Raw genomic sequence first — 26,102 nt, 5'->3', positions numbered from 1 at the left:
AACGTTGCAGTAGTGCCCCAGTGCATGTCAAAGACGCTGAAAAATCGGAAAATCGGCATTCGGCGGCGGAAAAATCTGTTCGCCGCGTGTTTTTAATCAAGAAATAGCCGATACACCCCGATGTTATTTTTTTGCTAAAATGATGGCTACATGGGCTGTAGCGCCCACTGCGCCCGCAGCGGGCGTATACTGTTGAGAATTGGCGTTACAGGCCGCGGAAACAGGCCTATAATTCGGCTCGCAAGCCCTCTGCGCATTGCACCATTTCATTGAGTGTCATGACTAATCTTAGCAAAATATTATCCCTCGAAAACGTCCTGCTGGACCTGGAAGTCTCCAGTAAAAAGCGCGCCTTCGAGCAAGCCGGCCTGATCTTCGAAAACAATTACGGCATCGCCCGCTCTACCGTTTCGGACAATCTGTTTGCCCGCGAACGCCTGGGCTCGACAGGCCTGGGCCATGGCGTAGCCGTGCCGCATGGCAGAGTCAAAGGCAGCAAGACCCTGAAAGCGCCGCTGGGCGCCTTCGTGCGCCTGGCCGAGCCGATTCCGTTCGAGTCGCCCGATGGCAAGCCCGTCAATCTGCTGTTCTTCCTGCTGATTCCCGATCATGTCACCCAGCAACATCTGGAAATTTTGTCGGAAATCGCTGAAATGTTTTCCGACGATGCCTTCCGCACGGCGCTGGCCACGGATCCGGAACCGAAATCCGTGCATTCGCGCATCGTCAATTGGCAACCCAGTCTGCAAGCGGCAGGTTAAACTTCAGGTATTCCTCCACTCCTGAAGAAGACTGCCATGTTGCAAACGCCGCTGACGATACAACGCCTGTACGACGATAATCGTGAAAGTCTGCAACTGGGCTGGTTCGCCGGCTTTCCCGGCGGCGAACGCCTGATCTCGGGCGACGTCTCGTCGGCCGCCGACCAGGTGGGCCACTTGAACCTGATCCATCCGGGCCGCATCCAGGTCTTCGGTCACCAGGAAATCAATTATTATCAGCGCCTGAAGGTCAACACGCGCACCCACGTGATCGGCGAGCTGATCGCCGGCGGTCCGCCCGCGCTGATCATCGCGCAAGGGCTGGAAACGCCGCCCGACATCCTCGCCATCTGCGACGAGCAAAACATTCCCCTGTTCTCGACCCCGCTGCCGGCCGCGCAAGTGATCGACTTCCTGCGCGTCTACCTGTCGAAAAAGTTGGCGCAGCGCATCATCATGCATGGCGTGTTCATGGACGTGCTGGGCGTGGGCGTGCTGATCACGGGCGATTCGGGCCTGGGCAAGAGCGAGCTGGGCCTGGAACTGATTTCGCGCAGTCACGGCCTGGTGGCCGATGACGCCGTAGAATTCTCGCGCATCGCACCCAACATGATCGAAGGCCGCTGCCCGCCCCTGCTGCAAAACCTGCTGGAAGTGCGGGGCCTGGGCTTGCTCGATATCAAGGCCATCTTTGGCGAAACGGCCGTGCGCCGCAAGATGCGTTTGAAACTGATCGTGCACCTGGTGCGCCGCAACGCGCTGGAGGAAGAAGTCGAGCGCCTGCCCTTCCTGTTCCCCACGGAGGACGTGCTGGGCTTGCCCGTGCGCAAAGTTGTCATCCCCGTCGCCGCCGGCCGCAACATCGCCGTGCTGCTGGAAGCGGCCGTGCGCAACACGATTCTGCAACTGCGCGGCATCGATACCTTGCAGGAGTTCATGGAACGGCAGAGATTGGCAATGAGTGGCGATTAACAACGTAGGTCGGATTAGCGGGGCCGCCGAGGTGGGGCAACGCCCCGCGTAATCCGACGACATTGTTGACGTCCAAGGTGGCGTCGGCTTACGCGCTTTGCGCTAAGCCGACCTACGAAATACACATATGAAATTGCAATAATTTGTAAAGCTAATTGCCTCGGGAGCGCAACGTCGATCTTTATTGTATGATCGACGTATGCATATCGTCCTTATCACCGGAATATCCGGCTCCGGCAAATCCGTCGCGCTCAATGTGCTGGAAGATACCGGCTACTATTGTGTCGACAACCTGCCGCCGGCCTTGCTGCCCAGCCTGGTGCAAACCTTGCTTGACGAAGGCACACCGCAACTGGCCGTCGCCGTCGATGCACGCAGTGCCGAGTCGCTGGCCAGCCTGCCGCACAATGTGGCCCTGCTGCGCGACCAGGGGCACGACGTCAAGGTAATGTTCCTCACGGCCACCACGCATTCGCTGGTGGCGCGCTTCTCGGAAACGCGGCGCAGCCATCCGCTGTCGCACGAATTGCGTCCGAACCAGAACCCGGCCAGCCGCCGCACCCTGATCGAATGCATCTCGGAAGAACGCGAGCGCCTGTCGACCATCGAGCAATTGGGCCATGTGATCGACACCTCGGAACTGAGCGCCAATAAATTGCGCGCCTGGATCAAGGATATCGTCGCCTCCGAACGCGCGCCGCTGACCTTGTTCTTCGAATCGTTCGCCTTCAAACTGGGCGTGCCGCTGGACGCCGATTTTGTCTTCGACGTGCGGGCCTTGCCGAATCCCTATTACGACCTGGCGCTACGTCCGCTCGACGGACGCGATGCGCCCGTGATCGCCTTCCTCGACGCGCAGCCAAGCGCGCTGGAACTGCTGGCCGACATCCGCGCCTTCATCGAGAAGTGGTTGCCGTCATTCAAATCCGACAACCGCAGCTATCTGACGGTGGCGCTCGGTTGCACGGGCGGCCAGCACCGCTCCGTGTACATGGCGGAACGGCTGGCGCAATACTTCGGCCCCAACGAAAGAGTCGTGCTGCGCCATCGCGAGCGCTCTTAGTTAATCCAGGTGGCGCAGCGGATGCGCTGACGCCGGCCACACGGGCGCAAAGAAACGCGCCACCATGGCTGCATCGACCTCGTCCAGGCTGGCGGGGTTCCAGCGCGGCGCATTGTCCTTGTCGACCACCAGCGCGCGCACGCCTTCGAGCACTTCGCCATGCGCGAAATTGTGGCGCACCACGCTGCGCTCCAGGCGCAGGCAATCGGCCACGCCCAGGTGGGCACCGCGCCGCAGTAATTCCAGGGTCACCGACATCATCAAGGGCGAACGCAGGCGCATGGCCGCCAGGGCCTTCGCCGCGAACGCGCTGTCGTCCTGCGCCAGCGACGCCATGATGGCGGCCACGGAAGGGGCGCCGAAATGGCGGTCCAGCGCCGCGCGCGCCGCGGCCAAAGGAGAAGCCCCCGCCTCGGCCTGGAACGGTGCAGCCAGCGCCTTGATGGCCACCGGCAAGGCCTCGCCCGGCGTCGAGTCGAACAGGGCCAGCAGCGCCCCCATCTGCGCCTCGGGCAGATAGATATCGGCCAGCCCCGTGTACAGGGCGTCGGCCGCGTTGATCGTCAAGCCCGTCAAGCCCAGGTACAGGCCCAACTGGCCGGCCAGGCGGGACAGAAAATAACTGCCGCCCACGTCGGGGAACAGGCCGATATTGACTTCCGGCATGGCCATGCGCGTGCGGCCCGTGACGATGCGCAGGCGGTTGCCTGGCCCCGCTTGCGCCACGCCCATGCCGCCGCCCATCACCACGCCATCCATCACGGCGATATACGGTTTCGGATAGAAGTGAATCACATGATTTAACGCGTATTCTTCCGTAAAGAAGTCTTCCAGCAACGCGCTGCCGCCTTGCGGCGTAGCCAGGCCCGCATCGTAAAAGAAACGGATATCGCCACCGGCGCACAGCGCTTTCTCGCTGCTGGAACGGATCACGACGGCGTCCACCTGCGGATCGTCGCGCCAGGCCAGCAAGACGGCACTCAGGGCACGCACCATCTCCAGCGACAGGGAATTGAAGGCTTTCGGACGGTCGAGCACGATGTGTCCGGTGCGGTGGCGGATGGAGGTCTGGACGAAGTTGCTCATGGCAGGCAGGAAAGAAGTGAAAGTGCAAACATTCTAGCGCCTGTGCGGGGAAGATTGCGTTCAACAGGTCCAGGCGCAAAAAAGGGCGCAATGTGCGCCCTTAGTTGATCACAACCGGTTGAAAGTCGCGGGCCAGTTAGGCGGCGGCGAATTCTTCTTCCGAGTTGTCTGGCAGATGCTTGATCGCCTCTTTACCGTGCCCTTGCACTTTGGTTTTGTACTTCATCACTTGCCTGTCCAGCTTGTCGATCAGGGTATCGATTGCGGCATACAGGTCATGCGCCAGGCTTTCCACATAGACGGTTTTGCCACTCAGACGCAGGTTGACTTCGGCCTTTTGACGTTTTTCTTTCTCTTTGAGGTTATCCACGGTCAGAATCACGGCGATATCGATAACTTGATCGAAATGACGTTTCACGCGCTCCAGCTTCGTTTGTACGTATTCACGGATGGCTGGTGTCACTTCGAGATGATGTCCGCTGATGGTGAGATTCATACACACTCCTAAAGATGATCGGGTTCGTGCGGTCCATCCTATCCGGCCCGCAGAGGAACCGAAAAAAACTTACAAACACTTACGCAGGCTCACTGGCGGAATTTTCAACGCTTCCCGGTATTTGGCAACAGTACGTCGCGCAATCACCATGCCTTGTTCCCCCAGCATGTCCGCAATCTTACTGTCGGATAAAGGATTTTTAGGGTCTTCTGCTCCTGTCAGTTGCACGATCAATGCCCGTATCGCCGTCGATGACGCTTCGCCCCCCGCTTCGGTGGCGACGTGGCTACCAAAGAAATATTTCAACTCGAACATGCCGTGCGGGGTCAGCATGTACTTTTGAGTTGTTACCCGCGAGATAGTACTCTCGTGTAAACCCAGTGTATCAGCTATTTCACGGAGCACAAGGGGGCGCATGGCAACGGCCCCATGCGAGAAAAAGTTCTTTTGTCTTTCTACTATCGCCTGCGCCACGCGCAGGATCGTGTCGAAGCGCTGGCGCATATTCTTGATCAGCCACTTGGCTTCCTGCAACTGCGCGCCCATGGCGCCCTCGCCCTTGCCCTGCTTGAGCAGGTTGGCGTACATGGCGTTGACGCGCAGGCGCGGCATGACGTCATTGTTCAGGGTGACTTGCCAGCCATTGCGCGCGCGCTTGACGACGACGTCGGGCACCACGTAATCGGACACGTCCGAGGCAAACACGGCGCCCGGATGCGGATTGCACTGGCGAATCACCGTCTGCGCTTCGCGCAAGTCTTCCTCGTCGCAATCGAGAGCTTTTTTCAGCTTGTTGAAATCGCGCTGGGCAAACCAGGCCAGGTGCTTTTCCACGATGACGAGGGCCATGCGCCGCGTCACCATGGCGACGTGCGGCAAGCGCTTGATTTGCAGCGCCAGGCATTCGGATGCATTGCGCGCGCCCACGCCCGGCGGATCGAAACTTTGCAGCAGGGACAAGGCCGTGCGCATCTCGTCGGCGTCGATTTCCAGCTCTTCCGGCAGGCGCGCCAGGATGTCGTCGAGCGACTCTTCCAGGTAGCCATTGTCGTCGAGCGCGTCGATGATCAGCTCGACCAGCGCGCGGTCGCGCAATTCGAGCACCGTCACGCGCATCTGCTCCATCAGGTGTTCGCGCAGGGTGCAGTGATGGGCCTCCAGTTGCGGACGCGAATCTTCGTCGTCGGGCGCCTTGCCCCGGCTCGCCTCGCTCCAGTCGCTGTCGCCGCCGTCCGCGGCGGCCGGGCTGTCACCCGCCTCGCCGTCAAAGGTTTCCGCTTCGGCTGGCGCCGCGGGCGCCTCCTGGCCTGGCGGCTGGGGCGGCGCTTCGGCCGGCGCGGCCGTGGAACTCAGGGCCCCGTCGGACAGCAGGCGCAGCGAACGGTCGAGCGGATCGTCGAGGCGCTCGAGCAAGGGATTGTCCGTCAGCAGTTGCTCGAGTTCCTGGTGCAATTCCAGGGTAGACAATTGCAGCAGGCGTATCGATTGCTGCAACTGCGGCGTCAGTGCCAGGTGCTGCGAGGTGCGCAGCTGCAATGATTGTTTCATTGGCTCACATGCGGAAGTGTTCGCCCAGATAGACCCGGCGTACCGACTCGTTCGCGATGATGTCGTCGGGGCGTCCCGACGCCAGCACCGAGCCCTGGTTGATGATGTAGGCACGGTCGCAGATACCCAGCGTCTCGCGCACATTATGATCGGTGATCAGCACGCCGATATTGCGCTCCTTCAAGAAGCGCACGATGCGCTGGATCTCGATCACGGCGATGGGGTCGACACCGGCGAACGGCTCGTCGAGCAGCACGAAACGCGGGTCGGTGGCCAGCGCGCGGGCGATTTCCACACGGCGGCGCTCGCCGCCCGACAAGGACAGCGCCTGGTTCTCGCGCAACTTTTCAATTTGCAAGTCGGCCAGCAATTTATCCAGGCGCTCTTCGATCTCGGCCTTCTTCAGGGGACGGCCTTCGACGGTCTGGATTTCCAGCACGGCGCGGATATTGTCTTCCACCGTCAGCTTGCGGAAGACGGACGCTTCCTGCGGCAGATACGACAGGCCCATCTGCGCGCGGCGGTGGATCGGCAGGCGGGAAATGTCCACGCCGCTGATATCGATGCTGCCGCCGTCCGACGGCACCAGGCCGACGATCATGTAGAACGAGGTGGTCTTGCCGGCGCCGTTCGGGCCCAGCAAGCCCACCACTTCGCCGCATTCGACTTGCAGCGAGACATCATGCACGACTTGCCGCTTGCCATAGGTTTTTTGCAGCCCGCGAACGATCAGGGTGCTGCCGCAACGTGTATTGTCCATTAGTTCTTTCCTGGCGCGGGCGTGGCCGGCGTCTTGGGCTTCGGCTGGATCACCATGCGCACGCTGCCGCCATCCGGCGTGCTGGTGCCGCTGTCGGAATTTTCCATTTTGAATACTTCCTTGCGGCTGTCATACGAGATGAAGGCGCCGTTGGCCACGTCGGTCACTTTCGTGCCTTCCAGGCGCGTCAGCTTGGCCTTGGAAAACAGTTTCACCACTTCCGTCTTGTTGTCGTATTCCACGCGCTCCGCCTCGCCTTCGACCCACAGGTCGCCCGCGCCATCGCGCTTCTGGCGGAAGGTGGCCAGCTTGCCGGGATCGGCCCAGAACGTGATGAACTGGTAGCCTTGCGGGTCTTCCGTGATCAGGGCCCGGCCCGCCTTCATGGTCAGCGTCCCTTTCACCAGCACGACATCGCCCGTCAGCGTGCGCACCTGCTTGACGTCATCGACGTGGCCGCTACGTGCCGTGATGACGGCTTCCTTCTCGGAATCGGCCTTTTCGGCATGCGCCACGCCCATCACGGCCAGAGAAAATACGGTCAACAGCAAGATATTCTTCATAGTATGGTTTCCTTGTTTCATTCTGTCATTTTGCCGCCGCGGCCGGGCGCGGTTTCGGCGGGAGGACCATGCGCAGCGCATTCTGCACTTCCACCACGCCGGTGGCGTTATTGGCCTTCATGCCGATGCCATTGATGCGCGAGGCGCCCGTCAGGATATCGACAGGCACGTCCGTTTCCATTCTTTCCTCATCCGGGAATACCGTCAGCGCTTCCGTCCTGACTGTCAGGTTCTGCGCCTTCGGACTGGCCACGCGGTCGATCACGACTTTGCGGTACAGTTGCAGCCGGGTATTGTCCTGGTCGATATGCGCCAGTTCCGCATTCATGTTCATCGGCGGCATGCCTGGCGTGAGCTTGCGCACGAAAGGCTGGTCGATATCGGATGAATCGTCGAGCGGGTAATGCGTGAGCTTGGTGCCCGAGACGATATAGCTGGGCTTGCCCGTCAAGTCCATGCGCACCAGGCTGAAATTGGTGATGAAATAATCTGGCTCATCGAGATGCTTGCTGGCCGTGATGTTCTGGGCATTCTTGTTCATCACTTCCAGCAGCCAGAAGCTGGCCAGCGCAAAGACGATGGCCCCCAGCACGGTAAAAATCATGCGCCAGCGATGGGCGCCTCCTGGCTTACGCATAGGGTTTCACTCTTTCAAATCGCACTGGCGGCGAGGCGATGCGCCTCACTCCAGGAACGGCGCCATGACGCGCGCATAGTTATCCTGGGCGCGCAGCAGGAATTCGCAGATCTCGCGCACGGCGCCACGGCCGCCGCCGGCCTGCGTCACATAGTGCGCCAGGTCCAGCGCTTCCGGACGCCCGCCCGGCACGCTGACGGCAAAGCCCACGCGGCGCAGGATGGGCGCATCGATGACATCGTCGCCGATATAGCCGCATTGCTCTTCCGTCAAGCCCGTCAGCGCCAGCAGTTCGCGAAACGGCGTCAGCTTGTCGTGACCGCCCTGGTGCACATGGGTAATGCCCAGGTCTTGCGCGCGGCGCGCCGTGATGGCCGAGCGGCGCGCGCTGATGATGGCCGTCTGCACGCCCGATTCCTGCAGCAGCTTGATGCCCAGGCCATCATACACATTAAACGTTTTCATCATCTCGCCATCGGGGCCGAAATGCAGGCTGCCGTCGGTGAGCACGCCATCGACGTCAAAGATCATCAGTTTGACCTTGGCCGCGCGCGCCAGGTTGTCCGCTACGCTATCCATCAGATCACCTTCGCTTGCGTCAGATCATGGATATGCAGGGCGCCTACCAGCTTGCCGTCGGCATCGACGACCAGCATCTGGTTGATGCGGAACTGCTCCATCACGGCCACGGCATCGACGGCCAGGCGTTCGGGCGCGATGCTGCGCGGCTGCGCATGCATGACGTCGCGGATCGCCACTTGCGTGAAATCCTGCACGCGCTCGAACATGCGGCGCAAATCGCCATCCGTAAACACGCCCACGGGGCGGTCATCCGCATCGACGACGGCCGTCATGCCCATGCCCTTCTTCGTCATTTCTTCCAGCGCCTGCAGCAAGGAAGCGTCCACGGGCACCTTGGGCACCCGTTCGCCGCTGCGCATGACGTCATGCACGTGCGTGAGCAGGCGGCGGCCCAGGGCGCCGCCCGGGTGCGAACGGGCGAAATCTTCTTCCTTGAAGCCGCGCAAGTCGAGCAAGGCCACGGCGATCGCATCGCCCAGGGCCAGCGTGACGGTGGTGCTGGCCGTCGGCGCCAGATTCAGCGGACAGGCTTCTTTCTCAACAGAAATATCCAGGTGCACATCGGCCAGCTGGGCCAGGCTGGAATGCGGTTTACCCGTCATGGAAATCAGTACGCCGCCCATGCGCTTGACGACGGGCATGATGGCCATCAGTTCCGCCGATTCGCCGGAGTACGAGATGGCAATAAAAGCATCGTCCGAGGTGACCATGCCCAGGTCGCCATGGGCCGCTTCCGCCGGATGCACGAACAGGGCCGGGGTGCCGGTGGAAGCGAGGGTGGCGGCAATCTTGCGCGCGATATGGCCGGACTTGCCGATGCCGGAGACGACGACTCTCCCTTTGCATTGCAGCAACATCGCCACGGCGCGGCCCACGCTGTCGTCCGTGGCCAGGCGCGCGCGCAGCGCATTGATGGCGTCGGACTCGATCTGCAAGGTGGTGCGGGCCAGCGCGACGGCGCGCTCGGTCGTCGCTTGCATGTCAATTCGATCAAAAGCTTTCAGCATTGTTTTTTCATGGGTTACACTCATGCCCAAAGTATAAACGAATTAGGAAAGCAAAAAACTTGCCAGTCACAACAAACAACGATTTCCATTGACCGCACCGGGCAACCCATGTTTTCCTCGCTTGAACTGACCCTGATGTTACTCGGCAGCGCCGTGCTGGGCGTGGTCGCTTTCAGAATGTTGCACTTGCCGCCCATGCTGGGCTACCTGGCCGTCGGCATCGTCATCGGCCCCCACGCGCTGGGCCTGGCAGCCGAGAACGAAGCGAGCCATACCCTGGCCGAATTCGGCGTCGTCTTCCTGATGTTTTCCATCGGGCTCGAGTTTTCACTTCCCAAGTTTCTCGCCATGCGGCGCATCGTCTTCGGCCTTGGCATGGCGCAGGTGGTCACCACCATCATCGCCACCGTCGTCTTCGGCTGGTTCGTCGGACGCTACCTGTCCGCCTACATCCACCTGAGCTGGCAAGCCGCCTTCGCCCTAGGCGGCGCGCTGGCCATGTCGTCGACGGCCATCGTCTCGAAAATGCTCACGGAACGGCTGGAACTCGAAAGCGAACACGGCCGCAAAATCATCGGCATTCTGCTGTTCCAGGACCTGGCCGTGGTGCCCCTGCTGATCCTGATTCCCGCCCTCACGCGCGATTCGGACAATCTGGCCGAAACCCTGGCCTGGGCGGGCGGCAAGGCCCTGGTTGTCCTCATTTTGCTCTTGTTCATCGGCCAGAAGCTGGTGCGCGGCTGGCTGACCATCGTCGCCAAGCGCCGCTCGCAGGAATTGTTCATGCTCAACCTGCTGCTGATCACCTTGGGCGCGGCCTGGATCACGGAGCGGGCCGGGCTGTCGCTGGCCCTGGGAGCGTTTGTTGCCGGCATGCTCATTTCCGAGACGGAATTCAAGCACCAGGTGGAAGAGGATATCAAGCCCTTCCGCGACGTGCTGCTGGGCCTGTTCTTCATCACCGTCGGCATGCTGCTCAACATCCGCGTGGTGCTCGATAACTGGTGGCTGGTCTTGCTGCTGCTGTGCGGCCCCGTGCTGCTGAAATTTGCCCTCATCGCAGGGCTGGCGCGGCTGTTCGGCTCATCGACGGGCGTGTCATTGCGCACGGGCCTGGCGCTGGCGCAGGCGGGCGAGTTCGGCTTCGTGCTGCTGAACCTGGCAGGCGGCATCAAGCTGATGGACCCGTTCGTCGTGCAGGTAGTGCTGGCCTCGATGGTGCTGTCGATGCTGGTGGCGCCCTTCCTCATCGCCAAGTCCGACGCCATCGTCATGAAACTGGCGGCCAACGACTGGATGATGCAATCGCTGGCACTGACCAAGATCGCCACGCGCACCATGGCGTCGCAGAAACACGTGCTGATCGCCGGCTTCGGGCGCAGCGGCCAAAGCCTGGCCACCCTGCTGGCGGAAGAAAAGATCGAATACCACGCGCTGGACCTGGACCCGGAACGGGTGCAGGAAGCACAGCTGGCTGGCGCCCACGTCTCGTATGGCGACGCGGGCCGGCGCGAAAGCCTGGTGGCGGCCGGTATCTACCGGGCCAGCGCCGTGGTGATCACCTATGCGAATACGCCCTCGGCACTGAAGTTACTGCATTTGCTCAACGATATGGCGCCGACCTTGCCCGTCATCGTGCGCAGCCACGACGACAGCGACCTCGACCAGTTGAAGAAAGCGGGCGCGGCCGAAGTGGTGCCGGAATTGATGGAAGGCAGCCTGATGCTCGCCTCGCACGCGCTGATCATGATGGGCGTGCCCCTGCGCCGCGTGGTGCACCGGGTGCAGGCGGCACGCGAGGAACGCTATGCGTCCCTGCGCGGCTATTTCCACGGCTCCAGCGACGCGGGCGACGATGCCGAGCTGGAACGCTTGCATACGGTCACCGTCAGCGAGGGCGCGCAGTGCGTGGGGTTGCCGTTAAGCACGGTCGACGTAGCTGGCTGCGGCGCGTTTGTCACGGCCATCCGCCGCGGCCGCGGCCGCCTCGATATCACGCCAGAGACGCAGCTGGCCAGCGGCGACGTGGTGGTGCTGCGCGGCACTGCCGATGCCGTGGCCAAGGCCGAAACGTTATTATTGAAATAGTCAGCCGATCTGCGCCTGCCAGCTGATGACCTTGTTGCGGCCGCCCGCCTTGGCCTGGTACAGGGCCTGGTCGGCGTGCGCCACCAGCTGCTGCGCCACCGTTTCGATGGGTAGCAGCGCCGCGTCCGCTTCCAGGCTGGCCACGCCGATCGACACGCTGACCCACGCTTGCGCGCTGCCCGGCAAGTCAAACATGGTGCCGGCAATGCTGGCGCGGATGCGTTCGGCAACAAAGGTCGCGCTGTCGAGGTCGGCATCAATCAGCAGGACGACGAATTCCTCGCCGCCGAAGCGGCCCAGCGCATCGGAGCGGCGCAATTCCGTGCGGATGCGCGTGGCCACTTCGCGCAGCACTTCATCGCCGCCCTGGTGGCCATAGGTGTCATTGACCCGTTTAAAATGGTCGATATCGATATACATACACGAAATGCAATAATTCTGGCGCCGCGCGCGGGCGATTTCTTCCAGCAGCCGGCGGTCGATATAGCGGCGGTTATAGACGCCCGTCAGGGAATCGGTCAAGCCGATGTATTTCAGCATTTCATTGCTGATCACGTTTTCCAGGCAAATGGCGATGATGGAGGCCATGTGCTTGATAAAATCCGTGCCCAGCGAAGGCGTGAAGCGCGTCACGTCGCCGCTGGCCAGGTTCAGGCTGCCAATCAGCCGCTTGTTGCGCAGCAAGGGCACCAGCGCCACGCTACGCAAAGCGCTGATCTGCGGAAAGCGGGAACCATGCACGGCGGCGTCGAACTGTCCCAGCAGGGGCAACGGCGGCGAGGCCGCTTCCCCTTCGGCCACGGGCGCCGGCAAAGCAAAACCCAGCTCCGCCACGGCATGCACGAACAGCAACTGCGGAAAGGCGCTGAAATCGACGCCCAGCTTTTCCATCACCAGCACGATATCGTCATCCTCGTCGAGCAGGCTCAAGGTGACGCCGTCGAGGTCGGAGATCACGGGCAAGGTGCGGAAAATGGTGCCGATCAACTCGGGAAAGGTGGACGCGCTGACGATTTCCAGGTCAAACGCCTGGTGGCGGCACATGATGTCGTGGTTGCGCTCGACCTGTTCCAGCAGGAAAGCCATGCGCGCGCGCAAGGCCTGGTTTTCGGCTTCGAGGCTGGCAATGCGCGGGTCCGGCGGTATTGCTTGATTCATAGAAACCTTAAACCCTTGTGTGCGGGCACCATGCTTAAAATGCCAGTTCGAAACCGATGTCCTGCCCCACCACGATGCGCTCGTCGCCGCCGTCGGTGACGATGGCGTTCATGCCGAAGCAGATGGCGCCATCGAGTTCGGGCTTGGCGCGATAGCCATGCATGACGTCGAGCGGGTCCGGTCCCGGCACGCCCGTGGCCTGGTCCACCGACGGGATCGGGCAACGCGAGCACGGCTTGACGGGTTTTAACACGGTGGCGCCAAATTGCAGGAACGCGGCGTAGTCTTCCTCGAAGGCAGCAATATCGCCGATGACCAGGTTGGGACGGAAACGGTTCATCGGCAGCGCCTCGCGACCGGCGGCGCGCAGCTTGTCATTGACATCGTCCAGCGAGGCACTGCCGGCGATCAGCACCGGGTAGCCGTCGGCAAACATGGTCGCGGCGGCAATTCCATTCGTCCAGGTGGTACTGGTGGCACGCACCACGTCCGGGTGAAAGCGCACCAGGCGGCACGGCACGCCGATGGCGTTGGAAAACCAGGTGGCCGTGACGTCGTCGCAATCGTAGGCGCGCACGGTATCGTCCCACACCTGCACGTCCAGCATGGGTGCCAGTTGCGGATGTGGCAATCCCAGCTCGATTTCCAGGCGCAACATGCCCGGCGCGCGCAGCTCCAGCGTGGTGGCCTTGATGGAGGGCACGATCAGCGCCATGCGCGGATGTTCGCGCTGGGTCAGGAAGCGGCCTTGCTCGTCCACCACCATCCATTCGCGGTCGAACACCTGCTCGCTCATCAGCCCTGAATGCGTGAGCACTGCCTCCTGCAAGTGGATGCCGGCGCACGATTTGATCGGATACAGAATGATGTCGGACAGGATAGCCATGGACAAGGGAGAAGGAACAGTGTTGCTGCTTCTGCCAGAAAGTTATTCAGAAGCGAAGTATGGCAGCAAAGCGGGCAAGCGTAAATCGGCCAGGCTCAGCCAATAAGGCAGGCCTGGCGCGGCAAAGATCAATACGTGTAGAAAATACGCTGGACTTCTTGCGTACTGTTGGTCTTGGTCAAGGCCAGCATCAGCAGGATGCGGGCTTTTTGCGGGTTCAGGGTATCGGACACGACACTGTCGAGTTCATCGTCGTTGGCTTCGCCATTGCGCGCCACGATGCCCTGGCCGACGCGGCTGGAACGCACGATCAGCACGCCTTTCTGGCGCGCCTCCACCAGGGCCGGCTTCATTTGCGCGGCCACGCTGCCATCACCCACGCCCGCGTGGATGATGCCCTTGGCGCCGGCGGCGATGAAAGCGTCCATGCCGACACGGTTCATGTTGGCGTAGCCGTAGACGATGTCCACTTGCGGCAAGGTATCGAGCTTGCTGATGTCAAATTCCGATTCCAGGGTGTGCTTGCGCGTCGACTGGCGATAGAAAAACGCCTTGCTGCCCTGAATATAGCCGAGCATGCCCAGTTCCGGCGATTTGAAGGTGTCGGTGGTCGAGGTATTGGTTTTCGTCACTTCACGCGCCGCGTTGATCTGGTCGTTCAAGGCCACCAGCACGCCCTTGCCCACGGCTTCCTTGCTGCCAGCGAGCATCACGGCGTTGTACAGGTTGATGGGACCATCGGCCGAAATGGCCGTCGACGGACGCATGGCGCCCACCACGACCACGGGTTTGTGGCTCTTCACGGTGAGGTTCAGGAAATACGCCGTCTCTTCGATGGTATCGGTGCCGTGCGTCACGACCACGCCATCGACGTCGTTCGAGGCCAGCAGCACGTTGATGCGTTTGGCCAGGGCCAGCCAGTGGCTATTGCCCATGCTTTCACTGGCGATCTGGAACACTTGCTCGCCTTTCACATTCGCCACTTTCTTCAATTCCGGCACGGCCGCGATCAGGCGCTCGACGCCCACGGTGGCCGAGGTGTAGCCCACGGTGGTGGTGCTGTCGGCGCCGCTGCCGGCGATGGTGCCGCCCGTGGCCAGGATCACCACATTCGGCAATTTGACAGCCGCCTCTTGCGCGCGCGCGGGCGCGGTGGCGACAAAACTCATCAGCAAGGTGGCCAGCATCAGCTGTGCACAAGAATGGAATTTGCGTGAAAACATGGTGCTCCCGTGAGGTGTACTGTCAAAAATAACAAAGTCGTGTGCAAATTATATGTCATCAGTGCCGCACAAATCCCCCAATTCATGCGTCCCGCGCAAACGTGCGCGCCCTTGCTTGCGCTACAGTGGCGCCATGTCCACACTCCTCTGCCTGCGCGCGTGCCTCGTCCTGCCGCTGATCTTGATCGCGCTGGGCGCCTGCTCCACGCAAACCGAACTGCGCACGGCAGCGCAGCAGGAGCAGTTCGCGCGGGAAGCGGCCAGCCAGGGCGACTGGGAGCGAGCCATGCGCAGCTACGCGGCCGCGGCCGAGAATGCCGAACTGGGCCATGGCGACTTCGCTTGGCAGGCGCGGCTGCATCACCAGGCGGGACGCGCCGCCAGCGGGGCCTGCCGCTACGATGCGGCCGAATTTCATTTCCGCCAGGCCATCGCGCTGGCAAAGAAGAGCGAACGGTCGAGCGCCCTCAGCTACAAGGCGCTGATCGACCAATATGACCGCCAGGGCAAGTCGACCGCAGCCTTGGCAGTGCGTAACGAACTGGGCTTTCATCAATCGTCGGCCCTGGGCGCCTTTGCCGACCGGGAATCGCTGCCGGTGGGCAAGTCTTGCGGCACACCGCCCTAGCACAGGAAAGTGTGCCGATGAGAGTGACACGCACGCTGCTGGCCACATCCGCCCTCTTCGCCGGCATCGCACCCGCATGCGCCGCCGAGCCGGCGTTACCCTTATGGGAAGCGGGCATCTTCGGCGGCACGGCCGTCACGCCTGCCTATCCCGGCGCCAGCGAGCGCTCGACGCGCAGCCTGGCCCTGCCCTATTTGATTTATCGCGGGAAAGTGCTGCGTGCCGATCGTTCCGGCGTGGGCGCGCGCCTGCTCGACACGGAGCGGGTGGAGTTCGACGTGGGTTTCGCCCTGTCCTTGCCGGCCAGGTCCAGCGACGTGCCGGCCCGGCGCGGCATGCCGGACCTGGGCACCCTGGTGGAATTTGGCCCGCGCCTGAAAATCAAGCTGGCCGAACCGACGCCACACAGCCGCCTGGGCCTGGAACTGCCCTTGCGCGCCGTGATCGAAACGCGCGGCGGCCTGCACCGCCAGGGCGCCACATTCGAGCCACGCCTCGTGTATGCGCTGCAAGGCAAGCAGCAGGCGTGGCAGGTCGACGCCAGCCTGGGCGCCGTGCTGGGCAATGCCGCCATCAACGATTATTTTTATGGCGTCAGCCCCGCTTTTGCCACCGGTCAGCGTCCGGCGTATGTGGCAAAAAGCGGGCTGATGCTCACGCGCCTGGGCCTGGGTGGTTCCTACCGGCTACACCGGGACTGGCGCGCCTTTGCCTTTTTGCGCTACGACAACTACTCAGGCGCCGCCAACCGTGCCAGCCCCCTGCTGCGCCAGAACAGCGGCACCTCGGCCGGTATCGGTCTGATGTGGACGTGGCAACGTTCAAGCAGCCTGGCGCGCGGCCCGGATGACTAGCCGGCTTAAAAGTCCGTCGTGGCCGACAGCATGAAGGTGCGCGGCGCGCCCAGCCCCAGGCTGGTCCATTGCGGCAACGCCCAATACGCCTTGTTGCCCACGTTGCTCACGCTGGCGCGCACGGTCAACGGCCGGCCGGCGGCGCGGGTGGCGTAGCGCGCGCCCAGGTCAAATACGCTGCGGCCCGGTACCGACAATGAATTGTCTTCATTGATGTATTGCTTCGATGCCACCGTCGCGTTCGCCGTCAGGGTCAGCCCCGGCACTGGCGGCGCATCCCACTCCACGCCCAGCTTGGCCTGCAGCTTGGGCACACCCGCCGCCTGCTTGCCCTGGTTGACGCCGTCATCCGTCCTGGCCAGGGTCGGGTCCACATAGGCGATACCGCCCATCAGGCGCATGTCGCGCACGGGCGCGCCGAAAAAGCCCCAGTCGACGCCGCGGTTGCGCTGCTCGCCGCCAAAGGAAAAGACATTGCTGACCGGGTCAACATAGCTGCTGGGACGTTTGATTTCGTACACGCTAAGCGTATGGGCGAATTCGCCCAGGTCGACCTTGACGCCGGCCTCCATCTGCTTCGATTTATACGGGGCAAACACTTCCCCCGCGTTGGCCGCCGTCATGGGGGCCGTCGCACCCTGACTCAAGCCTTCGATGTAATTGGCGTACAGCGAAACGTTCCTGGCGGCTTTGACCAGCAGGGCGACGGCCGGCGTCGTGGCAGCGGCGTCATAGCGGGAGGTTCGCGCGCCCGTCTTCACGTTGAAGCTATCGTTGAGCACTTCCTGGCGCCGCAAGCCCACCGTCAGTTGCACTTGATCCTGCGCAAACGACAGGGTATCGACCAGACCATAGCTGGCCAGGCGCAATTCCGTCTTCGAAATTTGCGGCGCCTCGAAGCGGGTCGCTGGACCCCAGACGGGATTGTAGATATTCGTGATCCAATCTTGCGCCAAGGTATTCCTGCGGCCGAACTGCTGGTCCGTGTGATGATAATACGTGGCGTTGGCCGCCCATTGATGGCTGATGCCGGCTGTGCGGAACTTGCCCTTCACGCCCACTTCCGCCGATTGTTTTTCCAGCTTAAACCCCAGGTCCGCCAGATTCGTGCGGTAGTCGCCGGCCGCATTGAACACCTGGATCAGGTAGGCGCCCGTCGACTGGTAATCGGCCTTGCCGGCGCCGATGGCGGTATACGCCATCAGTTGTTCGTTGACGTCATATTCGCCGCGCAGCATGGCGCCCTTGTCCTTCGTGTCATAGAAGGCCCAGCTGGGATTGAGCAAGGTCTCCGCTTTCGGCGGACGCGGCACGGGCAGGCCGGCGGCCAGGTTGACACCACGGTTCAAGCCACGCGCGCGGTCTTCGCTGCTGTACAGGTCGGCGGACAGGCGCGCACCAACGCCGCGCCAGTCGAGTCCTACGGACGCAAGTTGTGTCTTCTTTTTCTGATGCTCGATGGCGCCATCGCCGTCGCGGTAGACGCCGTTGATGCGGATGCCGAATTGCTTGTTTTCACCAAAGCGCTGACCCAGATCAACATGTCCACCGAACTGAGAATCCGACATATACGACGCCGTCACGCGCGCCAGCGGCGTCTCGCCCGCGCGCTTGGGCACCAGATTGATGCTGCCGCCCACGGAACCACCCGGCGGCATGCCGTTGAGCAAGGCCGACGGGCCTTTCAGCACTTCGATGCGTTCGAACATCTCGGGAGAAGTGCGGTACACGGGCGAGACGCCGAACAGCCCGCCGAACGCGACGTCGCTGGTGCCGGAACTGAAACCGCGTATCGAGTAATTCTCGCCGATGATGCCCGTCATGCCGCTGCTGAAGACGGTGGGATCGGTGGCCGAGATCACATCGGTGATGTCGCGCGCTTGCCGGTCTTCGATGAATTTATCCGTATAGCTGATGGTGTTGAACGGGGTTTCCATGAAATCCTTGTCGCCCAGAAAGCCCACGCGCCCGCCGGACGCCACTTGCCCGCCTGCGTAGGCATCGGTGACAGTATTGCCTGTGCCCCAGACCGTCACGGCCGGCATGGTTGCGGCGGCCTCTGCACTGGCGCTGTGCGCCAGCTCGCGGCGCAGCGTGTAGCTGCCATTGCCCTCGCGCACGGCCTGCAAGCCGTGTCCGCGCAGCAATTCGTAAAATCCTTCGGGCACGCTGTAGCTGCCGGACAGGCCGGCGCTGTGCTTGCCCTGCAGCAAACCTGCATCGACCGTCAGTTCGACGCCTGCCTCGGCAGCAAAGGTGTTGAGCGCCAGGCCCAGTGCACCGGCCGGCACGCTGAACGCTTGCCGGACTTGCGCCGCTTGCGCAAAGGCCGGCGGGGCCGCCACGCTCAGCGCCCCCACGGTCAGGCCCGTGACAAGCGCCAGTTGCACGGCAGTGGCGATACGGTTCAGGTTCAAGGCGGGAAGGTGGCGTGTCGCCATGCGTGTTGCCATAAGTTAAGTCCTTTTCAGATGGGATGATTGCTTGTTCTCACCCTATCTCCCGAACGAAAAGGCAAAACCCTCAATGCAAATACGAATCATTACAAAAATAACTTATATTATTCATACCCCTTGAGCACGTCGTCGATCACCCGTTTCAGCGACGTCACGCTGGCTGCCGTGATGTACCAGGCATCGGCATCGACAAAGATGACACGGCCATTCTTCCAGGCATTGGTCTGGCGCAAGAGCGGATTGGCCATCTGTTCGGCCGTCATGACGGGACGGTGTTCCATCACGGCCGTACGGTCGACAACATAAATGATGTCGGGATTGGCTTGCTGGATGAACTCGCTGGAAATGGGCTGCCCATGCAAGCCCGCTTCGACGGCCGTGCTGGCCGGTTTGACGCCCAGCGCATCGAAGACGAAGCCGTAGCGCGACTGCACGCCGAATGCACTGAAGGCGCCGTTGTTGTGCAGCACGATCAGCGCCTTCTCGGGACGGTCCTGCGTCACCTTGCGCGCGTCCGCCACCTTGGCATCGAGCTCGGCGGCCTTCTGGCGAGCAAGGTCTTCCTTGCCGAAGATACGTCCCAGTGTCAGCAAGTGTTGCTTGACCACCTCGATGTGCTTGCTCTCGCTGTTCTGGTAATCCACGTCGAAGTGCAAGGTGGGCGCAATCTGGCTCAGCTCCTGGTAATGGTTGGCCTGGATCGAGGTCATCAACACCAGGTCGGGCTGGAGCGCGTGGATATGTTCGAGATTCGGCTGCACGATGGCGCCCAGGTCGCGGATGTCCTGGTCGTCCTTGTAGCGGGTGAGAAAGTGCGGCACGTATTCCTTCACCATACCGGCGACCGGCACGCCCAGCTGATCGAGGAAATCGACTTCGTTCATGTCGAGCACGGCCACGCGCCGGGGACGCTGTTCGATCACCGTCGTGCCCAGCTTGTGCACGACGGTGATGGGAGAAAACGCCGGCTGTGTGGCCGAGGCGGCAGGCGCCGGCGGTACGCTCGCCGTCTTGTCGGTACAGCCTTGCAAGACGGCCATGGCGGCGAGCAGCACGGCGATTGCCAGACGGGGTTGGTTGCAGATCATCTCAAGCTCCTGTGGGGGTAAAGTAGTTGCAGACGCAGCCGCGCTCGTTGCGCACGATGTGGAAATCGATGTCGTACAGGGCGCGCAAGCGTTCCTCGGTGACGACCTCGTGCGCGGGGCCAGCAAAGCGCACGGCGCCGCCCTGCATGGCGACGATGTGGTCCGAATAGTTGGCGGCGAAGTTGATGTCGTGGATCACCAGGATCACGGTGCGGCCCTGCTCGTCGCACAGACGGCGCAGCGCGCGCATGATCTGCACGGCGTGTTTCATGTCGAGGTTGTTGAGCGGCTCGTCGAGCAGCAAAATGTCCGTCTGCTGGGCAATCGTCATGGCCAGGAAGGCCATCTGGCGCTGGCCGCCGCTCAGCTCATCGACGTAGGCGGCACGCAGCGCTTCGAGCGACAAAAAGGCGATGGCCTCGTCGATGGCGAGCCGGTCCTGCGGCGTCAGCGTGCCACGGCTGTAGGGGAAGCGGCCGAAGGCGACCAGTTCTTCCACCGTCAGGCGCAGATTGAAATCAGGCGACTGGCGCAGGGTGGCCACTTGCCGTGCATAGTCAGCAATGCGAATGTCCGCGATGCTGCGCCCGCCAAGCAAAATTTCCCCCTGACCCGGTTCCAGCAGGCGCGCGATGAGCATCAGCAAGGTGGTCTTGCCGGCGCCGTTGGGGCCGATCAAGGATGTCACTTTGCCCTTGGGAAACTGCGTGCTGACGTTGGCCAGCACGCGCCTGGCGCCGTAGCTTTTTTCAATTTGTTTGACGTGGATCATGCGGTGCCTCGGGTGCGGACCATGAGCGCGAGGAAGTAGGCGCCACACACCAGGTTGACGAGGATGCCGACCGTGGTCCGGTAGTTAAAAACGTGCTCGACCAGAAGCTGGGCGGCCAGGAAGATGGTGATGGCGATGGCGCAGCCCAATGGCAAGGTGACGCGATGGCGTGCCGTGCGGGCCAGGGCATAGCTTGTGTTCGCTACAAAGATGCCCATGAAGGCCGTCGGACCCAGCAGACTCGTCGACACCGCCACCAGCACGGCGATCAGCGCCAGTTGCAGCTGCACCATGCGCCGGTAATCGATACCGAGCGAGATGGCTTGCTCGCGCCCCAGCGCCAGCACGTCGAGCGCCGGCAAGGTTTTCAGCACGGCCAGGCAGGCGGCACCCACCAGCAGGGCCGAGGTCAACAATTGTGCGGGCTGCGCCTTGTTGAACGATGCCTGGCTGAATCCTTGCAAGATGGCAAATTCGCCCGGGCTGATGCGCAGCTGGATGAACTGCGTGAACGTAGCAATCACCATCGTCAGCACGAATCCCAGCAGCAACAGGAAATACACGTTGTTCTTACCATCACGAAACAGCCAATAGTGGATGGCCCAGGAGTAGGCCAGCATCAGCGCGATCGACACGACAAAATTGCCGTTGTGTCCCAGCAGCACCACATTGTGCATGCCCATCGCCAGGATCAGCAGCGACTGCAGCAGCAGGTACACGGCTTCGTAGCCCATGACGGCCGGCGTCAATATCCGGTTGCCGGCGATGGTCTGAAAAATAATGGACGACACGGCCACGCAGACGCCGCCGATGGCAATGGCGGCCAGGCGAGAGATGCGCTTGGGGATGATGTAATCGAAGTCAAAATTCGCGCCGAGGAAGAGAAAGGCCAGCGCCAGGGCAAACACGACCAGCCACAGCGTCCGCTGCTTGAATAGCCGCTTCATCGCCGCCCCCGGATGATCAATATGAGGCACAGCAGGCCGCCCACGCCCCCTGCCGTCAGGCCGATCGGCACCTCGAACGGGTAGATCAGCAAGCGCCCGGCGATGTCGCAGGCCAGCAGCAGCGAGGCGCCGCACAGGGCCACGATGGGCAGGGTGCGGCTCAGGTTGTCGCCATGGCGCAAAGCCACCAGGTTCGGAATGGCCAGCCCGACAAACGGAATCGCCCCTACCGTGATCACCGTGGCCGCCACCGTGACGGCCACCAGCATCAGGCCCAGCGCCACCGTGCCCGCATAGTTCAGGCCGAGGCTGGTGGCCATCCCCTCGCCCATGCCCAGCACGGTAAAGCGTTGCGCGTACAGATACGTGACGGCAACGATGGGCAAGATCAGATAAATGATTTCATAGTTGCCCTGCACGATGCGCGAGAAATCGCCGAGCAGCCAGCCCTGCATGCTTTGCAGGATGTTGTTGCGGTAGGCATAAAACTCGGCCACGGCACTGAGCACGCCGCCATACACGAGGCCGATGACGGGCACCAGTATCGTGTTCTTGAAGCGGATGCGGCGGATCAGCGCCACATACAGCAAGCTGGCGGCAAAGCAAAAGGCCAGCGCGAACGCCATCTTGCCCGCCGTGCCCGCTGCGGGCGCCACGGTCAGCGACACGAGAATGCCCAGCTTGGCCGCGTCGAGGCCGCCCGAGGTGGCCGGCTCGACGAATTTGTTGCGCACGATGTGCTGCAGGATGACACCGCAGACGGACAGGCCCACACCCGTCAGCACCAGCGCCGCCAGGCGCGGCAGGCGGCTGGCCGTGAGGGTCAGCCATGCATCAGCGGACAGCGCGTCGGACAGCGCAAACAGCTGCGTCCAGGCGATGTGCCTGGCACCGACCAACAGCGAGGCGCAACACAGGATCAAGAACAGGAACAGCAGACGCGCTTGTGTCAAATCGTCATCCCGTTCATTGCTGCGGCGCGGCGCAGGCGATGCGCCAGCCCTTGGCCGCCTGGCGCTGGGCCAGGAAGTGCGCATACAGGCCGTTCCGTGCGCGCAAGGTGGCTGGCGCGCCCTGCTCGCGGATCGTGCCGCCATCGAGCACGACGATCTGGTCGGCCATGGCCACCGTCGATAGCTGGTGGGCGATGACGATCACCGTGCGCTTGCCGCGCAGCCGCGCCAGCGCCTCGGCGATGGCGGCCTGGTTTTCCGCATCGAGCGCGGCTGTCGCTTCGTCGACCAGCAAAATCGGCGCATCCTTGATCAGCGCGCGGGCAATCGCAATGCGCTGGCGCTCGCCACCGGACAGGCGCGCGCCGCCCTCGCCCACCGGGGTATCGAGTCCCTGCGGCAGGCGGGCGATGATCTCGGCCACGCCCGCCTGGCGCGCCGCATCCAGTACTTCGGCATCGGTCGCGTCCGGCTTGCCTATGCGGATGTTGTCGCCGATGCTGCCGTGGAACAGATAACTGTCCTGAAATATCTGGCTGATCTGCCCGGCCAATTGCTCGCTGGACATGTCGCACACATCGACACCGCCCACCAGCACGCTACCCTGGCTGGCGTCGAAGAAACGCGCGATCAGGCGTACTAACGTCGTCTTGCCGGAGCCGGAAGCGCCGATCAGCGCCGTCATGCTGCCCGGTGCAATCTGCAGATTGATGTCCGTCAATATGTCAGGCTGGTCCTGTGCATAGCGGAAAGCTACGCCGCGCAGCTCGACGGCACCATCGCGCGGCGCTTGCGGCGCTGGAGCTTCCGGCAAAGGCTGCACGGCGAAAATATCGCGCGCCGCGTCGAGCGGCCCCCGCGCGCCGCGCAGCACTTCGCCATAGCTGGCCACTTCCTGCAGCGGGTCGACAAAGCGCACCACCAGCAGCAGTGCCACGATGACAGAAATAGCGTCACCCGCAGCGGCTGCCGCACCCAGCAGGCCCTGCAGCCACAGCGCGGCGGCGGCCAGCAAGGCGGCGAAGATGGCTTGCACGGCCCAGGCGTTGAGCACCGACGACAAGGCCGACAGATAAATCAGCCGCGAGCCCGCATGGCGCTGCCCGTCGATGGCTTGCCGCAAAAAACGCGTACCGTCGCCGCTGAAAGCGCGCAAGACGGACTGCGCTTGCGCAAACTCCACCAGGCGCTGGCTGGTCTGGGCAAAATGCCGGTGGTAGGCGTCGTCGGCGCGCTGGCCCAGGTGCGCCGTGAGCCGCAAGGCGCCCGCCAGCAGGGGCAGCGCCAGCAGCGCCATGACGCCCAGCTGCCAGTGCAGCGCGAACAGCGCGGCCACCAGCACCAGGGGCGTGACGGCGCCGCAAATCACGGGCGTGAGCACGTGGGCCGGCAGTTGCGCCACGTTCATCATGCCCTGCGTGATGACGTGGCCCAGCTTCGCCGTGTTGTCCGGCGTGAACCAGCCGACGGGCAGGCGCGCCACATGGTCGCCCAGGCGCTGGCGCGCCCCTTGCAGCACCGTCACGCCCACGCGCACGCCCGCCTTTTCCACCTGGCGCCGCCAGCCCCAGCAAGCGACCAGCCCGGCCAGCAGCACCAGCAACCACAGGGCCGCGCCGCCCGTGTCACCAGCCAGCAGCCGGCCCAGCGCCAGCACCAGCGCGGTGATCGTCAGCCCGCTGAGCACGCCATACGCGACGGCCATGGCACAGTAGCGGCGGAAGACAGGCGCATCATCGCCCAGCAATTGTATGAAAGTCTTCAGCATGACGGGGTCGCCTCTTCCTCGGTATCCTGGTAACCGCCCAGCGCCCACAGTTGCGCGTAGCGGCCCTTGTCTGCGAGCAATCCAGCATGGCTGCCCTGCTCGACGATGACGCCGTTCTCGACGACGATGATGTGGTCGGCGTGCATGATGGTATCGAGCCGGTGCGCGATCACCAGCAGGGTGCGGCCCCGGGCAAAGCGCGACAGCGCGTCCTGGATCGCCACCTCGTTTTCCGCATCGGCCGCCGCCGTGGCTTCATCGAGCACCAGCACGCTTGGATCGAGCAGCACGGCGCGGGCGATGCTCACGCGCTGTAGCTCGCCGCCGGACAGTTGCGCATCCTCGCCGATCACGGAATCGTAGCCGCGCGGCAAGGCCAGGATGCGTTCGTGGATGTTCGCCAGGCGCGCCGCTTCCTCAACCTCGTCGCTGCTGGCCGATGGCCGCCCCAGTGCAATGTTCTCGCGCACGCTGGCGTGGATCAATCGCACTTCCTGCAGCACGAAACCGACGCGCCGGTACAGCTCGGGCGTGGCGATGTGGCGCAGGTCGACGCCGCCCAGGGTGATGCGCCCCTCGCTCGGGTCGAAAAAGCGCAGCAGCAGGCGCGCCAGGGTCGACTTGCCGGAACCGGAGGCGCCGACGATGGCCGTCACCGTGCCAGCTTGCAAAGTGAAACTGATGTCCGACAGCACCTTGTTCTGTCCGTCGTAAGCGTAAGCGACGTGTTCGACGCGGATCTCGGTGCCGTTCGGCAATTGCTGCACATCCGGCCCCGGCTGCGCCAGCACGGGCGTATCGAGCAAGGCTTGCACGCGTTGGGCCGCGCCGGTGGCATTGTTGAGGTCATGCGTCAGGTAATGCAACAGCAGCATCGGTGCGGAAATGCCGGGCGCCACCAGGGCGAACGGCAGGATATCGACGGGCGCCATCCAGTCCAGCGCCACGAAGACGGTGCCGGCAAGCACCACCACGCCCAGCACGGCCACGGGCGCGATCAGCGCGTTGGCGTTCGCCATGGAACCGACCAGCGGACGAGTGAAGGCAGAAAACGCGTCGGCAAAAGCGTCGACGGCCGCGCGGTAGCTGCCATGCGCGCGGCCCGTGGCGCCGAAGGCCTTGACCACGGGAATGCCGTTGACGAACTCCACCACGGCATTGTTGATGCGCCCCATGCCGGCGACAAATTGTTCCATATTGCTTCCGCTGGCCTTCATGGCCCGGCCAAAGAACAGGAAAAAGCCGGGAAACGGCAATATCGCGACGATGGCCAGGCGCCAGTCCATGGCGAACAGGTACACCACCGAAATAGCGATGGCGCCGACGGCGCGTCCCGTCGTCGTATAAAAATGGGCAGTGAGGCTGTGCAGGGTGTTGATGTCATCCTGCATCGCCTGCTTGACCTCGCCAGAGGCCCGGCTGGTGAACCAGCCCAGCGGTACTTGCCCCAGGCGCTGCATGGCTTGCAGGCGCAACTGGTGGGTGAGGCGGTTGTCGGCCAGGTGGGCGGCCAGCTCGCCCAGCGACATCAGCGCCATGCCGGCAAACAGGCAAGCGACGCTGGCGATGATGGTGGGCCAAAGATCACCTTGCGCCAGCGCAGGGTCCAGGGCGATGTGCGCGATGTGCGCGATGCCCGCCAGCGGTACCAAGGTGAGCATGGAACCGGTGCCGGCGAGCATGGCGGCGACGATCAGCCGTCCGCGGATGGGGAGCAGTATCCGGCTGATCGGGCCGGCTTGGCGGCTTGGGCTACTCATGGAGAAAACGGGGGGGAACGTGCATAATTTCAATGGATAAGGGTGG

General features: G+C 62.8%; 24 protein-coding genes. 6 read left to right on the top strand and 18 right to left on the bottom strand.

Features of this window, described 5'->3' with window-relative positions; translation table 11 throughout:
* The first annotated feature begins 278 nt into the window (after positions 1-278).
* From K0F86_RS21050 to rapZ, 3 genes are all read left to right on the top strand, one after another.
* Positions 279-761 carry a PTS sugar transporter subunit IIA gene (locus tag K0F86_RS21050; protein WP_071079718.1) on the top strand — a complete coding sequence of 161 codons (483 nt, stop codon included), beginning with the start codon at positions 279-281 and terminating at the stop codon, positions 759-761.
* A 36-nt stretch (positions 762-797) separates the two neighbouring features.
* On the top strand, positions 798-1,733 hold the full coding sequence (gene hprK / locus K0F86_RS21045; protein ID WP_034753337.1) for an HPr(Ser) kinase/phosphatase: 936 nt from the start codon (positions 798-800) through the stop codon (positions 1,731-1,733).
* A gap of 199 nt (positions 1,734-1,932) precedes the next feature.
* A complete protein-coding gene (gene rapZ / locus K0F86_RS21040) occupies positions 1,933-2,796 on the top strand; it encodes an RNase adapter RapZ (protein ID WP_141171521.1) in 864 nt (287 codons plus the stop codon).
* Here the strand turns inward: rapZ and K0F86_RS21035 are convergent, their stop codons facing one another.
* The 8 genes from K0F86_RS21035 to K0F86_RS21000 all read right to left on the bottom strand — a co-directional run bounded on the left by K0F86_RS21035 (position 2,797) and on the right by K0F86_RS21000 (position 9,499).
* Positions 2,797-3,882 (bottom strand): 3-hydroxyisobutyryl-CoA hydrolase, encoded by a 1,086-nt coding sequence (locus K0F86_RS21035; RefSeq protein ID WP_219136149.1) that lies wholly within the window; start codon positions 3,880-3,882, stop codon positions 2,797-2,799.
* Positions 3,883-4,018: 136 nt separating this feature from the next.
* Entirely contained in the window at positions 4,019-4,378 is a 360-nt protein-coding gene (gene hpf / locus K0F86_RS21030; protein ID WP_219136148.1) for a ribosome hibernation-promoting factor, HPF/YfiA family, read from the bottom strand.
* A 69-nt stretch (positions 4,379-4,447) separates the two neighbouring features.
* Entirely contained in the window at positions 4,448-5,926 is a 1,479-nt protein-coding gene (locus tag K0F86_RS21025) for an RNA polymerase factor sigma-54 (RefSeq protein ID WP_219136147.1), read from the bottom strand.
* Between the two features lie 4 nt (positions 5,927-5,930).
* On the bottom strand, positions 5,931-6,686 hold the full coding sequence (gene lptB / locus K0F86_RS21020) for an LPS export ABC transporter ATP-binding protein (protein WP_099760888.1): 756 nt from the start codon (positions 6,684-6,686) through the stop codon (positions 5,931-5,933).
* Entirely contained in the window at positions 6,686-7,249 is a 564-nt protein-coding gene (gene lptA, locus K0F86_RS21015) for a lipopolysaccharide transport periplasmic protein LptA (RefSeq protein WP_219136146.1), read from the bottom strand. Before lptA ends, lptB begins: the two co-directional genes overlap by 1 nt.
* A 25-nt stretch (positions 7,250-7,274) precedes the next feature.
* Positions 7,275-7,886 carry an LPS export ABC transporter periplasmic protein LptC gene (gene lptC / locus K0F86_RS21010; RefSeq protein ID WP_257572281.1) on the bottom strand — a complete coding sequence of 204 codons (612 nt, stop codon included), beginning with the start codon at positions 7,884-7,886 and terminating at the stop codon, positions 7,275-7,277.
* Between the two features lie 45 nt (positions 7,887-7,931).
* Positions 7,932-8,465 carry an HAD family hydrolase gene (locus tag K0F86_RS21005; protein ID WP_219136145.1) on the bottom strand — a complete coding sequence of 178 codons (534 nt, stop codon included), beginning with the start codon at positions 8,463-8,465 and terminating at the stop codon, positions 7,932-7,934.
* The gene (locus tag K0F86_RS21000; RefSeq protein ID WP_374197310.1) at positions 8,465-9,499 is read right to left on the bottom strand and encodes an SIS domain-containing protein; all 1,035 of its coding nucleotides are present in this window, start codon (positions 9,497-9,499) and stop codon (positions 8,465-8,467) included. The genes K0F86_RS21005 and K0F86_RS21000 overlap by 1 nt, the downstream gene beginning before the upstream one ends.
* Before the next feature lie 84 nt (positions 9,500-9,583).
* Between K0F86_RS21000 and K0F86_RS20995 the strand changes: the two genes are divergently transcribed.
* The gene (locus K0F86_RS20995; protein WP_219136143.1) at positions 9,584-11,563 is read left to right on the top strand and encodes a monovalent cation:proton antiporter family protein; all 1,980 of its coding nucleotides are present in this window, start codon (positions 9,584-9,586) and stop codon (positions 11,561-11,563) included.
* Here the strand turns inward: K0F86_RS20995 and K0F86_RS20990 are convergent, their stop codons facing one another.
* The 3 genes from K0F86_RS20990 to K0F86_RS20980 all read right to left on the bottom strand — a co-directional run bounded on the left by K0F86_RS20990 (position 11,564) and on the right by K0F86_RS20980 (position 14,830).
* Positions 11,564-12,721 (bottom strand): diguanylate cyclase, encoded by a 1,158-nt coding sequence (locus K0F86_RS20990; RefSeq protein ID WP_219136142.1) that lies wholly within the window; start codon positions 12,719-12,721, stop codon positions 11,564-11,566.
* Positions 12,722-12,755: 34 nt separating this feature from the next.
* Positions 12,756-13,607 carry an MOSC domain-containing protein gene (locus K0F86_RS20985; protein ID WP_219136141.1) on the bottom strand — a complete coding sequence of 284 codons (852 nt, stop codon included), beginning with the start codon at positions 13,605-13,607 and terminating at the stop codon, positions 12,756-12,758.
* Between the two features lie 128 nt (positions 13,608-13,735).
* The gene (locus K0F86_RS20980) at positions 13,736-14,830 is read right to left on the bottom strand and encodes a type II asparaginase (RefSeq protein ID WP_219136140.1); all 1,095 of its coding nucleotides are present in this window, start codon (positions 14,828-14,830) and stop codon (positions 13,736-13,738) included.
* A 133-nt stretch (positions 14,831-14,963) separates the two neighbouring features.
* Here K0F86_RS20980 and K0F86_RS20975 point away from each other — a divergent pair, with 133 nt between their 5' ends.
* Together K0F86_RS20975 and K0F86_RS20970 are read left to right on the top strand one after the other, a co-directional pair.
* Positions 14,964-15,458 carry a hypothetical protein gene (locus tag K0F86_RS20975; RefSeq protein WP_219136139.1) on the top strand — a complete coding sequence of 165 codons (495 nt, stop codon included), beginning with the start codon at positions 14,964-14,966 and terminating at the stop codon, positions 15,456-15,458.
* Between the two features lie 17 nt (positions 15,459-15,475).
* Positions 15,476-16,312 carry a MipA/OmpV family protein gene (locus K0F86_RS20970; RefSeq protein WP_219136138.1) on the top strand — a complete coding sequence of 279 codons (837 nt, stop codon included), beginning with the start codon at positions 15,476-15,478 and terminating at the stop codon, positions 16,310-16,312.
* 5 nt (positions 16,313-16,317) lie between these two features.
* Here the strand turns inward: K0F86_RS20970 and K0F86_RS20965 are convergent, their stop codons facing one another.
* The 7 genes from K0F86_RS20965 to K0F86_RS20935 form a co-directional block, all read right to left on the bottom strand.
* A complete protein-coding gene (locus K0F86_RS20965) occupies positions 16,318-18,753 on the bottom strand; it encodes a TonB-dependent receptor (protein ID WP_257572280.1) in 2,436 nt (811 codons plus the stop codon).
* A 119-nt stretch (positions 18,754-18,872) separates the two neighbouring features.
* On the bottom strand, positions 18,873-19,856 hold the full coding sequence (locus K0F86_RS20960) for a siderophore ABC transporter substrate-binding protein (RefSeq protein WP_374197309.1): 984 nt from the start codon (positions 19,854-19,856) through the stop codon (positions 18,873-18,875).
* A 1-nt stretch (position 19,857) separates the two neighbouring features.
* On the bottom strand, positions 19,858-20,628 hold the full coding sequence (locus K0F86_RS20955; RefSeq protein ID WP_219136136.1) for an ABC transporter ATP-binding protein: 771 nt from the start codon (positions 20,626-20,628) through the stop codon (positions 19,858-19,860).
* Positions 20,625-21,575, bottom strand: a complete 951-nt coding sequence (locus K0F86_RS20950; RefSeq protein WP_219136135.1) for an iron chelate uptake ABC transporter family permease subunit — start codon at positions 21,573-21,575, stop codon at positions 20,625-20,627. The genes K0F86_RS20955 and K0F86_RS20950 overlap by 4 nt, the downstream gene beginning before the upstream one ends.
* Positions 21,572-22,528: an ABC transporter permease gene (locus K0F86_RS20945; RefSeq protein WP_257572278.1), complete on the bottom strand. Its 957-nt coding sequence runs from the start codon at positions 22,526-22,528 to the stop codon at positions 21,572-21,574. Before K0F86_RS20945 ends, K0F86_RS20950 begins: the two co-directional genes overlap by 4 nt.
* A 13-nt stretch (positions 22,529-22,541) precedes the next feature.
* Positions 22,542-24,296, bottom strand: a complete 1,755-nt coding sequence (locus tag K0F86_RS20940) for an ABC transporter ATP-binding protein (protein ID WP_219136133.1) — start codon at positions 24,294-24,296, stop codon at positions 22,542-22,544.
* On the bottom strand, positions 24,290-26,056 hold the full coding sequence (locus tag K0F86_RS20935; protein WP_219136132.1) for an ABC transporter ATP-binding protein: 1,767 nt from the start codon (positions 26,054-26,056) through the stop codon (positions 24,290-24,292). The genes K0F86_RS20940 and K0F86_RS20935 overlap by 7 nt, the downstream gene beginning before the upstream one ends.
* Between the last annotated feature and the right edge of the window lie 46 nt (positions 26,057-26,102).

The organism is Janthinobacterium sp. UMAB-60, assembly GCF_900095235.1.
Classification (GTDB): domain Bacteria; phylum Pseudomonadota; class Gammaproteobacteria; order Burkholderiales; family Burkholderiaceae_D; genus Janthinobacterium.
This window is presented reverse-complemented; position numbering and strand designations above follow the sequence as displayed.

What these genes read in the sequence shown, in the direction of transcription:
- K0F86_RS21050 (WP_071079718.1), top strand. Translation starts at nt 279, where the DNA reads ATGACTAATCTTAGCAAAATATTATCCCTCGAAAACGTCCTGCTGGAC.
- hprK (WP_034753337.1), top strand. Translation starts at nt 798, where the DNA reads ATGTTGCAAACGCCGCTGACGATACAACGCCTGTACGACGATAATCGT.
- rapZ (WP_141171521.1), top strand. Translation starts at nt 1,933, where the DNA reads ATGCATATCGTCCTTATCACCGGAATATCCGGCTCCGGCAAATCCGTC.
- K0F86_RS21035 (WP_219136149.1), bottom strand. Translation starts at nt 3,882, where the DNA reads ATGAGCAACTTCGTCCAGACCTCCATCCGCCACCGCACCGGACACATC.
- hpf (WP_219136148.1), bottom strand. Translation starts at nt 4,378, where the DNA reads ATGAATCTCACCATCAGCGGACATCATCTCGAAGTGACACCAGCCATC.
- K0F86_RS21025 (WP_219136147.1), bottom strand. Translation starts at nt 5,926, where the DNA reads ATGAAACAATCATTGCAGCTGCGCACCTCGCAGCACCTGGCACTGACG.
- lptB (WP_099760888.1), bottom strand. Translation starts at nt 6,686, where the DNA reads ATGGACAATACACGTTGCGGCAGCACCCTGATCGTTCGCGGGCTGCAA.
- lptA (WP_219136146.1), bottom strand. Translation starts at nt 7,249, where the DNA reads ATGAAGAATATCTTGCTGTTGACCGTATTTTCTCTGGCCGTGATGGGC.
- lptC (WP_257572281.1), bottom strand. Translation starts at nt 7,886, where the DNA reads ATGCGTAAGCCAGGAGGCGCCCATCGCTGGCGCATGATTTTTACCGTG.
- K0F86_RS21005 (WP_219136145.1), bottom strand. Translation starts at nt 8,465, where the DNA reads ATGGATAGCGTAGCGGACAACCTGGCGCGCGCGGCCAAGGTCAAACTG.
- K0F86_RS21000 (WP_374197310.1), bottom strand. Translation starts at nt 9,499, where the DNA reads ATGAGTGTAACCCATGAAAAAACAATGCTGAAAGCTTTTGATCGAATT.
- K0F86_RS20995 (WP_219136143.1), top strand. Translation starts at nt 9,584, where the DNA reads ATGTTTTCCTCGCTTGAACTGACCCTGATGTTACTCGGCAGCGCCGTG.
- K0F86_RS20990 (WP_219136142.1), bottom strand. Translation starts at nt 12,721, where the DNA reads ATGAATCAAGCAATACCGCCGGACCCGCGCATTGCCAGCCTCGAAGCC.
- K0F86_RS20985 (WP_219136141.1), bottom strand. Translation starts at nt 13,607, where the DNA reads ATGGCTATCCTGTCCGACATCATTCTGTATCCGATCAAATCGTGCGCC.
- K0F86_RS20980 (WP_219136140.1), bottom strand. Translation starts at nt 14,830, where the DNA reads ATGTTTTCACGCAAATTCCATTCTTGTGCACAGCTGATGCTGGCCACC.
- K0F86_RS20975 (WP_219136139.1), top strand. Translation starts at nt 14,964, where the DNA reads ATGTCCACACTCCTCTGCCTGCGCGCGTGCCTCGTCCTGCCGCTGATC.
- K0F86_RS20970 (WP_219136138.1), top strand. Translation starts at nt 15,476, where the DNA reads ATGAGAGTGACACGCACGCTGCTGGCCACATCCGCCCTCTTCGCCGGC.
- K0F86_RS20965 (WP_257572280.1), bottom strand. Translation starts at nt 18,753, where the DNA reads ATGGCGACACGCCACCTTCCCGCCTTGAACCTGAACCGTATCGCCACT.
- K0F86_RS20960 (WP_374197309.1), bottom strand. Translation starts at nt 19,856, where the DNA reads ATGATCTGCAACCAACCCCGTCTGGCAATCGCCGTGCTGCTCGCCGCC.
- K0F86_RS20955 (WP_219136136.1), bottom strand. Translation starts at nt 20,628, where the DNA reads ATGATCCACGTCAAACAAATTGAAAAAAGCTACGGCGCCAGGCGCGTG.
- K0F86_RS20950 (WP_219136135.1), bottom strand. Translation starts at nt 21,575, where the DNA reads ATGAAGCGGCTATTCAAGCAGCGGACGCTGTGGCTGGTCGTGTTTGCC.
- K0F86_RS20940 (WP_219136133.1), bottom strand. Translation starts at nt 24,296, where the DNA reads ATGCTGAAGACTTTCATACAATTGCTGGGCGATGATGCGCCTGTCTTC.
- K0F86_RS20935 (WP_219136132.1), bottom strand. Translation starts at nt 26,056, where the DNA reads ATGAGTAGCCCAAGCCGCCAAGCCGGCCCGATCAGCCGGATACTGCTC.